6 protein-coding genes and 1 pseudogene are annotated in these 10,474 nt (G+C 70.9%); 3 read left to right on the top strand and 4 right to left on the bottom strand.

Translation table 11 applies throughout. The features are described 5' to 3' along the window. Positions 1–783 (top strand): annotated as a pseudogene (locus tag EF918_RS36890) (hypothetical protein); the annotation flags it as partial. A gap of 32 nt (positions 784–815) precedes the next feature. Here EF918_RS36890 and EF918_RS11050 read toward each other — a convergent pair. From EF918_RS11050 to EF918_RS36885, 3 genes are all read right to left on the bottom strand, one after another. Next, positions 816–2,480, bottom strand: a complete 1,665-nt coding sequence (locus EF918_RS11050) for a hypothetical protein (RefSeq protein WP_125644279.1) — start codon at positions 2,478–2,480, stop codon at positions 816–818. A 240-nt stretch (positions 2,481–2,720) separates the two neighbouring features. Further along, a complete protein-coding gene (locus EF918_RS11045) occupies positions 2,721–3,368 on the bottom strand; it encodes a response regulator transcription factor (RefSeq protein WP_125644289.1) in 648 nt (215 codons plus the stop codon). Next, complete coding sequence (locus EF918_RS36885; RefSeq protein ID WP_185921694.1) at positions 3,365–4,678, bottom strand: sensor histidine kinase; 1,314 nt, start codon at positions 4,676–4,678, stop codon at positions 3,365–3,367. Before EF918_RS36885 ends, EF918_RS11045 begins: the two co-directional genes overlap by 4 nt. A 246-nt stretch (positions 4,679–4,924) precedes the next feature. Here EF918_RS36885 and EF918_RS11030 point away from each other — a divergent pair, with 246 nt between their 5' ends. Then, complete coding sequence (locus EF918_RS11030) at positions 4,925–6,220, top strand: cytochrome P450 (RefSeq protein WP_125644277.1); 1,296 nt, start codon at positions 4,925–4,927, stop codon at positions 6,218–6,220. A gap of 132 nt (positions 6,221–6,352) precedes the next feature. Continuing rightward, positions 6,353–9,244 (top strand): hypothetical protein, encoded by a 2,892-nt coding sequence (locus tag EF918_RS11025; RefSeq protein ID WP_125644275.1) that lies wholly within the window; start codon positions 6,353–6,355, stop codon positions 9,242–9,244. Here the strand turns inward: EF918_RS11025 and EF918_RS11020 are convergent. After that, positions 9,241–10,287 (bottom strand): hypothetical protein, encoded by a 1,047-nt coding sequence (locus EF918_RS11020; RefSeq protein WP_125644273.1) that lies wholly within the window; start codon positions 10,285–10,287, stop codon positions 9,241–9,243. The two genes, EF918_RS11025 and EF918_RS11020, sit on opposite strands and share 4 nt — an antisense overlap. Positions 10,288–10,474 lie beyond the last annotated feature (187 nt).

Here is a 10,474-nt window from a genome sequence, read left to right as displayed (position 1 = left end):
TGGTCCGTGATCCGCGACCGCGCCGGCGGGTACTTCGGCTGGGCGTCCTCGGTGCCGTACGACGCCATCGGCCCGGTACCGGTGGCCCGTACCGTCCTGATGGTCTGCCTCGGCATCGTCTGTGGCGCGGTCCTGTCCCAGTCCGTCACGCGCAGCCGCTGGTTCCTGACGAAGGCCTCCGTACCGATCCTGCTGGCCGTGGCCGCCACTGCCGCCGTCTCGCACGCGGCCACCGGCTGGTGGTCCGTGATCCGCGACCGCGCCGGCGGGTACTTCGGCTGGGCGTCCTCGGTGCCGTACGACGCCATCGGCCCGGTACCGGTGGCCCGTACCGTCCTGATGGTCTGCCTCGGCATCGTCTGTGGCGTGGTCCTGCGCCGTACCGTCACCGCGATGGGCGCCACGGTCGTCGTCGGCGGCGCCCTCCTCATGGCCCTGGAGCGCTACCGCGGCTCCTTCCGCCCGGCGCTCACGCTGGAGTACCCGATCGGCCGGCCGCCGCAGATCCCGGCCGACGCCTGGACCCTGGCCAACGGCCTGCGGGGCACCGGTGATCCGGCCTCCGTCCAGCAGCAGTGCTCGGCCTCCAACGGCATGTCCGCCGATTCCACCGACCGCTACGTCGGCTGCCTGAAGGAGCAGGGCCTCACCGGCCAGTGGGCCACGTACCACCCCTCGTCGCACCTGTGGCCCCTCCAGTACACGGAGACCGCGATCTGCCTCGGCACGGCCCTGGCGCTACTGGCCTTCGCCTGGTGGTGGACCCGCAAGCGGCTGCACTGAGACGGGCCCGGACACCCGCGGACGGCCGCCGTTCAGAGCCCCAAGTCGAAGCGGTCGGTCTGGGTCCCCGTCGTGAGGGCCTGGTGCTTCTGGACCAGTCTCCCCCTGTAGTACACCCGGACCACGTTGGTGCCCTCCTCGACGTCGACCTGCTTGCCGATCAGCCGCCAGGACACCGAGTAGCGGGCGCCACCGACCTGGATGTGGCTGTCCTGCTCGACCGTAGCCGTCGAGCGGCGGCACTCGCTCACGAACGGTTCGCCGTCTACTTCGGTGTGCTGCGGTGCCCGCTGGATCGACCTCCGCTGGGCCTCGGTGACGCGCGGTGCAGTCCTGAACGGCGTCTTGCCGCTGCCGTGACGATCAACCTCTCCGAAGATCACTTCAAAGTTGCAGACCTCGCCGATCTTCTCCCTCATGAGGCACCGTTGAGCACTGCTCAGATCATTTCCCGAGGGCACACTGATGAAGGGACCCTTTTCGCTCGCGCGGCTGTACTTGCTGTTACTCACCAGGAGGACACCCGTGACACATTCCTTTGCGCGAACATACTCCCTGTTTCCCGCTTCGTGTTCCGAAAATTCCACCGTATCGCTCAAGAGGAGGATGCCTCCCCCGAGTGCGTAGTGCATCTCCGCTTCCAAGGGATCGGGCAGCGCTCGCTCGCGTCGCGTGCGCTCCTTCTCTCCGGGCGGGCTTTCCTTCCGCTTCTTCTTCAAGACGTCCGTATCCCTCCCCAGGAGCCGACCGTTCACCCGCCGGGCGGCGTTTTCGTCCGCTCCTCGACGCCCCTGCGGGGGCACCTCCTCCCGGAGCAGCGCATATGTGGTGATCTTCCGCAGGCCCGCAGAAACCCTGTCCCAGTCGGACCCGCTGTGGACACGGATGACCTTGCCCTTATGGCTGACATAAAACTCGCCCTCGGAACAGTCCTCGCGCTGCCGCATCCGCGCCACCCGCTCACGGGAGTACCCTGCAAACCGTGAATCGCTGGCGACAACGAGCACGGAAGCGTAGGTGAGGTACTGAAGACGGGCCCCCTCCTTCGCCGTCCTCATGACCTTCCGGTTCTGTTTTTCGATGGCCTGGAGCGCCTGCTGGACGTCAGGTCCGGGCGCGCTTTCCCTGCTTGCCGTATCGGCGTCGAAGCCTGCCGAACGGCCCGGCGCGAGGTCCGGCTCACCGCTCCACGGTTCTTCGACGGAGCAATGTATTGCGAAGCGGGGATACGGCCTCCAGTGGAGATGTGCCCCGGGGTCGATCCTGCCGCTGCCGAGAACTCCCGTGCATGTGTGGCCTTCACCCTGCGCGATCTCGTTGGACGGTGCCGGGCACGTATCCGTGTCACCGTCACAGAGGACGAGCGGATCCGGCCAGCCGTCGACGCCGGGCAGAATGAGCCACATTCCTTGTCGCTCGAAGGCCTGCTGGAGTGCGTCCATGTTCTCCGCTGTGTCGAGGCCTTCTCCTCCGTGAAGAACCTGGTTCACGACCGCCCCCTCCTTGTCGGTGAGGGATTGCATGAGGTGAGCGCCCTGCCAAAGATCCACGTAACGTCCGTACGTCATCGGCCGGCCTCCGGAGGAATAGAGGTGGATCGTGAGGCCCTCCGGCATCCTGACGACCTCCATGTCCGGTCGGGTGACGGTGGGGTCGCCGTGCAGGTCGCCATATCCCAGCAGGACGTATTCGGTCATCGAAACCTCTCTTACGGACGCGTATTTCGTCGCCGCTGCATGCCTGTATCCTTGGTCGGCGACACGGAGCGCCAGGCGTCACGGCGAGCAGCTGCCCTCCCTGGAGTTGTCCTCCAGGGATCTTTTCAGGCTGCCCATGACTGCCCGCGGGTTCCAGTCCGACGAGGCACGTACAAAGGCATTACCGCATTCCCGTTGAGGCTCTTTCCGGCGCCTTCCGGATTTCGCGGAGGCGGTTCTTCACTCCAGCATGTGCGTGCGCATCGCCTTGGCCACCGCCGCGCCCCGGTCGGAGACGCCCAGCTTCTCGTAGAGCCGCCGCAGGTGCGTCTTGACCGTGGTCGGCGCGAGGTAGAGCTCCTTGGCCATGTCGGGCACCGACATCCCCTGCGCGATCATCTGGAGGACCTCGCGCTCGCGGGCGCTGAGCATCGGCTCCTCCGAGCGGGCCCGGGACCGCACCTCCGAGGCCAGCCCGGTCACCAGCGCCGGCGGCAGGACGCTCTCCCCCTTGGCGCAGGCCATCACGGCGGCGACGATGTCGTCCCGGTCGGACTCCTTGGACAGGTACCCGGCCACGCCCTCCTGGATCGCCCGGTAGACGAGGTCGCTCTCCGTCGACGCGGACAGCAGCAGCACCCGGGTCGGGAGCTCGTCGCGGGACACCGCGTGCGCCACCTTCAGGCCGTCCAGCTCCGGCATGCGGTAGTCGAGCAGGGCCACCGCCGGGGCGTGCTCGCGGATCGCGTCGAGCGCCGCCCGGCCGTCGGCGACCGCCGCCACCACCTCGACGCGGCCGGTCCCGTTCAGCGCCGAGACGATCCCGTCGCGGTACACCGGGTGGTCGTCCCCGACCACGACCCGGACCTTGGTCTGTTCGTAGCTCATGGTGCCTCCGTGGCGGGCGCCCCGGCCGCGCGGTCCGAGGAGGCGGGCCGGTCCGTCACCGGTACGGTGACCCGTACCCGGGTGCCGCGTTCCACGGGCAGCAGCTCCATGGTTCCTCCCAGGGCCTCGACCCGGGTGCGCTGGGAGGCCAGTCCGATGTGGCCCTCCGCCAGCCGGCCGGAGAGCAGGCCCGGGTCCAGGCCGACGCCGTCGTCCTGCACTTCCAGGATCACCGCAGTGCCGGTGTCCCGCAGCGCGACCCGCAGGCGGGTGGCGCGCGCGTGCCGCGCCACATTGCCCAGCAGCTCCCGGGCCGTCGCGAACAGCATCGGGTCGAACGCGTACCGGTGCGGGAGCTCCGCCGTGCACTCCAGCGTGAGCCCGGCCCGCTCCGCGGTGGTCCGGGCCAGGGACCGTACCGCCGCCGCGAGCCCGGCCTCCTCCAGCACCTCGGGGTGCAGGGTGACGCTGACCTGCCGCAGGTCGCGGGCCACGTCGCCGAGCAGGCCGTAGGCCCGTTCCACGAGCTGCGGGCCGCCGTCGGGGGCCTTGCGGGCCTGTCCGAGGTCCTGGCGGGCCGCGAGCACGGTCTGCAGCGGCCCGTCGTGCACCGACTCGGAGACCGCCCGCCGCTCCCGGGCCTCGGCCGAGACCACGTCCTCCAGCAGGAGGGACCGGCTGACCGTCAGGGCGGCCACCTTCGCCAGCCGCCGTTGCTGCACCTGCGACACCACCACCGCCACCACGCACAGCAGGCCCAGCATGGCCACGATCGCCGCGGCCTCCCCCGGGCCGAGCTGTTCCCTGAACGCCGGGTCCGACAGCACCGCCCCGCTCGCCGCGATGGCCGCCACCGACAGCAGCAGCGCCTGCCGGCCGGGCTGGGTCGCGGTGAGGAACGGCAGGAAGGCCAGTAGGCCCAGCGACAGATAGCTGCCGACCGACAGGAACTGGATGACGGTCACCGCAGCCACGTCGACGACGACGAAGGCCGACGGAGCCGCCCCCGGGATGCTCCGGGCCACCTCGGGCCGGGCCCACGCCCTCCCCAGGGTCACCAGGGACAGCAGCCCGTACGCGCCCACCAGGGCGAACTGGGCGGGCCACTCGTCGGACGGGGTGCCGGTCCAGGCGACCAGGCCCATCACGGCCACCAGGACCAGCCGGAAGGCGCTGCGCAGCCGCTGCGCCCGCCGGTCGAAGTCCAGGAAGATGGCCGCGACCGCCTTCCCGCCGGGGCTCCCGGGGTCCACCGGCGGCCACTGCCCGGCCGGGGCTTGTCCGCCCGGCCCTCCGGCGTCGTGCCGCACCGCCCCATTTTAGGCCGGTCACCGCTGCGGCGCCGCGGCCCGCGGTGACCGGCCCACCGCCCACCTGTACGCACCGCCGTCCGGTGCCGGCGTCGTCCGAGGACGGGGTCGTCCGAGGACGGGGTCGTCCGAGGACGGACCGCTCGGAGGACAGGACGGGCGGTCCGGCGTCCCTAGCGTGGAGGAGGCCGCCCCCACCGGACCCCGGAGGCGGCGGCCACTCCCCCGCACCGCAAGGAGGTCGCCATGAGCCCGAGCCTGCTGCACCGGATCCTCGACCACGACAACCGCGCCGACCCCTACCCGCTCTACGCGGAACTGCACCGCACCCCGGTGCTCCAGGAGGACGGCGGCCCGTACGTCATCGGCGGCTTCCAGGACATCGAACGACTGCTGAACGACCCGCGGATCAGCTCGGACGTCCGCAACCTCGCCGTAGGGCCCGCCTCGGACGGCCCGCTCGTCGAGGCCGCCGAAGGCGGGCCCGAGGCGGGTGCCGACGGCGGGGACGGCACCGACGGCGCCGGCATGCTGCCCCCTGCCTTCCTCCGGCTGGACCCGCCCGACCACGACCGGCTCCGCCGGATCACCAACCGGCCGTTCGGCCCGCCGCACTCCCCCCATCGGATCGAGGACCTGCGGGGCGAACTGCTCACCGTCGTGGACGGCCTCATCGACGGGATCGCCCGCGACGGGGACCCCGGGAACATCGACCTGGTCGGCGCGTTCGCCTACCCCTTCCCGGTCACCGTCATCTGCCGGGTGCTGGGCGTCCCCCGCGAGGACGAGGCACGCTTCCACGCGTGGGCGGACGTCCTCGCCGCGAGCCTGGACCCCGACCCCGACGCGCCCGACCCCCGGGCGCGGCTGCGGGCCTCGCACGACGCCCGGCTCGCCCTCGGCGGCTACCTGGCCGAACTGATCGAGGAACGCCGCAGGCACCCCGGCGACGACATGATCTCCCAGCTCGCCGCCGGTGACGGCCCCGACGGCACGATGAGCACGATGGAGCTCCTCGCCACCACGGCGCTGCTGCTCGTCGCCGGGCACGAGACCACCGTCAACCTGATCACCAACGGCATGCTCACCCTGCTCCGCCACCCCTGGGCACTGGACCGTCTCCGCCAGGACCCGGCGTTCGCCGTCCCGCTGGTGGAAGAACTCCTGCGCTACGAACCTCCGGTCCAGCTGCTCCCCCAGCGCACCCCGCTCACGGACATCGAGGTCCACGGGACGGTCGTCCCGCGCGGCTCCTCGATGTGGCTGGTGCTGGCCGCAGGGAACCGCGACCCGGAGCAGTTCGCCGACCCGGACCGGTTCGACCCCGACCGCAAGGGCCTGCGCCACCTGGGGCTGGGCAGCGGCATCCACGGCTGTTTCGGGGCCCCGCTGGCCCGGCTGGAGGCGCAGCTGGCACTGAGCAGGCTGGCCGCCCGGCTCGAAGGACCGCGCCTGCTCGCCGACCCGCCGCCCTACCGGCGCAACGCCGTCCTGCGCGGGCCGCGCAGCCTTCCCGTGGCCTGCTCCGGCATTCGTCCGTGACCGCCCGGTCGGGCATCCGGGAGTGTGCCCGAGGGTGAGGCGAAGGTCTACCTCATCGGGCTGGAGAGGTGTGCGAGGGGCCCGACACCATGACTAACGCTGGCAAAGGTCGTCCGGACAGGAGACATCGACATGCCCGTTCAGTCATGGGTACCGATGCACATCGATCTCGACTTCGTCCTGGACCGGCGGCCCCGGGACGTGCGCGACGTCCTGAAGCAGGGCAAGCGCTGGATCCACCTCTACACGGTGTGGCACAGGCACGCGCACCCGAAGCCGGAGGCCGACCACGCGCTGTGGGACAAGGTGGTCCTGCTCCACGGGGCGACGGGAAGCCTCACGAAGACCCTGGAGAAGGTGACCGGCGCCAAGGACCGGATGAACGACTGGAACCGGCTGGTCGGCGGTGAGTTCTTCGAGGCGTGCGGGACGCTCCGGGTCTGGCTGGAGGAGGAGCGGAAGAGGGCCAGGCAGCAACTGGAGCAGGCCCGCGGTCCCGTCGCCTGGTACCAGCGGGGCGTGTCCGACAAGGACATCAAGGCGAGGCAGAAGGAGAACATGAACGCCGCTCTCGCCGCGGCGTGGGCCGACGAACAGCGGCAGAGCATGGCCAGGGCGCGGGCCGAGGAAAAGGCACGGGCCGAAGCGGAGGCGAAGGCCAAGGAAGAGGCGAAGGCCAGGGAAGAGGCGAAGGCCAAGGAAGAGGCGAAGGCCAGGGAAGAGGCGAAGGCCGAGGAAAGGGCGCGGGCCGAGGCGAAGGCACCTGTGCAGGTACCGGCGAAGCCGCGGACCACGGTGCAGGGGTGGACCGAGGCCGAGGCGAGGACGCGGGCGCGGGCACTGGCGCAGGCCGAGGCCAAGGTGCGGAGGCGGACCGAGGCGCGGCGGCGGGCCGAGGAACAGGCCAGGGCACGGGCCGAGGCACGGGCGGCGCGCAGGGCCCGGGTCGGGCTCCCTGCCAGGGCCCCGGCCGCGGTACCCGCACCGGTACCGGCGCCCCCCGACGACAGCGACGCGACCCTGACCCACGTGGAGATGGCCCTGGTCGCCTACACCCACACGGTCAAACCCCGGCTCGATCAGCTCCTCACGGGCCTGGAGAAGCTGGACAGGCGCACACTCGCCGCCGCTCACGAGCAGCTCGGGAAGGCCTTCGGGGCGCTGTCCACGGCAGAGGCACTCCTGCGGGAGGCGTGCGACCGCCTACGGCAGGCCGACAGCGCCTCGAAACCGAAGGCGGAGAAGCATGTGATCGCGGTCTGGGTGACGTACACCCAGGCGTGCGAAAAGGCGGGAAGGGCCTTGCGCAGGACCGCCAAGGACTTCGACGCCTGGGCCGTCGAGGACACCTCCAAAAAGCTCCGGGAGGACTTCGACAGCGCGTACCCGGCCCTGTCCTGGACGCTGTGGGCGATCGAGCTCATCGTGGTCGTCCTCATGGGTCTGGTCCAGACACTCGGCTACCTGGCCGCCCCCGTGGCCCCCCAGGTCACGGCCGTCATGCTGACGGCGTCGGCCGGGCTGACAGCTGCGCTGGAGGCCGTCAAGCAGCTCACCGTCATGGCGGTCTCCGCTGCCGACGCGGCGAACCCCGCAACCGTCCGCCGCCACCTCGGCAGGACGTACGAGCAGGCTCCCGACGCCCCCGACACCGAAAGGCTCGGCACTGCGGTCGACGTGATCGACCGCCTCGCCGGACTGGGGAGCCCGATCGCCTCGGCCGGGATGAAGCTGCAGGCGGTGCAGGACGGCTCGCCCTACGGGCCGACGGCCCAGGCGGCGCCGTTCGTGGGCCAGATCGGGAAGATCACCGGGCTGGTGAACCGGGGCCTGAAGATGGCCATGGAGCACAAGGAACTCAGGGACACCGGGGACCGCGACAAGCTCGTGGCGCTCCACGAGCTGACGACGCGCCTCCGCACGGCGCCGGCCCCCGGGCCCCGGGCCGCGGTCCTCGAGTATCCCAAGGGGGGCCGGGCGAGGATCCGGGTGAACGGCAAGGCCGGCACCCTGGAGAACGGCCGCTTCCACCAGGACGACCGCCGCGACGCCCTCACCGCGGCGCTGGCCGGCTGGTCGCGGTGGGGGAAGGCCGACCCCCACCCCTGTTTCACGCCGCCCGATCAGAGCTACTTCGCTCGCATCCCCCACTTCGCCCTCCTGCTGAACGGCCGGCTCGCGCAATGGCAGGAGGTGGCCGAGGGCATGGTCGTCCACGAGTTCGCGGAGGTCCACGGGGAGGGGTACGTCTGCCAGGCGTTCGCCTCCGGGCTCGGGTTGCCCCCGGCCGAGGCGGAGGACCGCTGGAACGTCACGTTCTTCCTCAGCTATGAAGGCAAGCCGGAGTTCCTGCAGGCAGATCTGCGGTGGTTCGCGGTCTACGAGAAGAGCGATCCCACCTCGATGATCATCGCACGCACCCATGACGACGCGATCGTCCTGGACGAGATCCGCAACGTGGACCCCGGTCTCGACTTCCTCACCCACGTCCGGCGGGCGAAGGGGCTCGACCCGCAGAACTTCGAGCTGACCGCCGAAGGACTCGCCGGCGCGGGCGGACAGCAGATCCTGCGCATGGGCGACGTCATCGACCTGTGCGCACACGTGGCGGACGCGGCGGAGTTGCGGGAGGCCTACGAGCAGGGACAGCCGATCGACGCCGCCACATGGGGCCTGGGACCGGAGGTCGACGCCATCCTGCTGGCCGACTGGCAAGCACCCCTCGCCCACTACCGCCGGGTACGGAACATCACGGACGAGGTCGAGCGCTGGTGCGAGCTGGAGCGCCTCAACGCCCGGTGGCAGGACGAGCCGCAGGACCTGGTGCGCTTCCTCCGCTTCGTGGCGACCGACGACGAACTGAGCACGAGCGTGGAGAGGATCGGCCGCCTCTACGACGAAGGTCCGACGGACTCGTCCACCGGCATCCGCGCCGCCCGGGAGCAGCAGCACCTGGCCGAACTGGCGGACCTGATCCACGCTGGCGAGGTCCCCCGTGAGCCCCGCAACGCCTGGATCCTCTAGAAGGCCTCCCGCCGGAGGGTCTTCTGCAAGCGTGCCCAGACCTCCGCGGAGCACAGCCTGCCCAGTTCGCCGTCGTCCGGGTCGTAGGCGTTGCCGTGGCTGACGAACTGGAAGAACGCCGTGCCCTCCGAGAGGATGCCCAGCTCGTGGGTGAGCCGCAGGAGGGCCGCCAGGTTCCTGCCGCTCGGCTGGTAGGAGCCGCTGTGGTTGTCGATCGCGACGACCTTCCCGTCCTCCATGACCACATCACCGGCGCACACGATGCTCCCGTCGATCTGTGCGTGCGACTGGAGGGAGGGGTAGCGCTCGATGCCCACCGGCCCCACCTGACGTGCATCGCGCTCGCTCATGCGCTGGTCCAGGTACAGCACGGCGCCCCCGTCCTCGACGGATATCAGGTACCGCATCTTCTGGCCGCCGCTGTCGATCCGGTAGCGCCGGTCGTGCGTGTGGACCCGGCCGTCGACCACCGGCCCCCGGAACGTCTCGCGCTCCACGGGGTCCACTTCGGTGAGGTACACGTGCGAGACCAGTTGCTTGCCGTGCCTGCTGATCCGGTCGGCTTCGAGGGTCTCCTCGAAGCTGCGGCTCCCGCCGGTCTCGCTCGGGAACAGCACCCGCCCGCGGATGCTCACGGCGGCCGAGCGCGCGTAGGCCGCCGCCGCACCGTCGTCCCCGTAGGAGGACGAGCGGCCTTCGAAGGCTTCGGGGTCGGGCCACTCGTCGAGGAAGCTTTCCCAGGCGTCGGGGCCGAGGGTGGCGTCGGTGATCCATCCCAGCCGGGCGGCGGCGTCGAGGATCCCGGTCATGGCCAGTTCGAGCATGCCGGCCGACCATCCCTCGGCGACGGCGCCCACGTTCTCGTAGCGCAGGGACTCCCGGTCGTTGCCGGCGAGCAGCTGGAGGAAATCCAGCGAGATGCTGCCCAGGAGTTCCTCCAGCTCGGCGCGGTCACGCCCGCCGTACTCCGACTCCGAATCCGACTCCGATCCCGACCCCGTCCCCTGCTCCTCGTCGAACTCGAAGATGCTGTGCTCCGACACGTCCACCCGTCCTGATCCCATGGATTGCCCACGGCCGCTCGGCCGAGCGTCCATGGTCGCAAGGATCGATCTCCCCGCCATGGGCATGCCGGGTGGCCCAAGGGGCAGGCCCCGGCGCCCCGTTCGGGCAGCTGGGGACCTCTCGGATCCTCGGCGGCCCGCTCTCATCCCCCCGGACCTCCGACCG

The sequence above is a fragment of the Streptomyces sp. WAC06614 genome (assembly GCF_003949795.1).
Lineage (GTDB): Bacteria > Actinomycetota > Actinomycetes > Streptomycetales > Streptomycetaceae > Streptomyces.
Note: the sequence above shows the minus strand (reverse complement) of the source record. Positions and strands in the feature narration are given on the sequence as shown.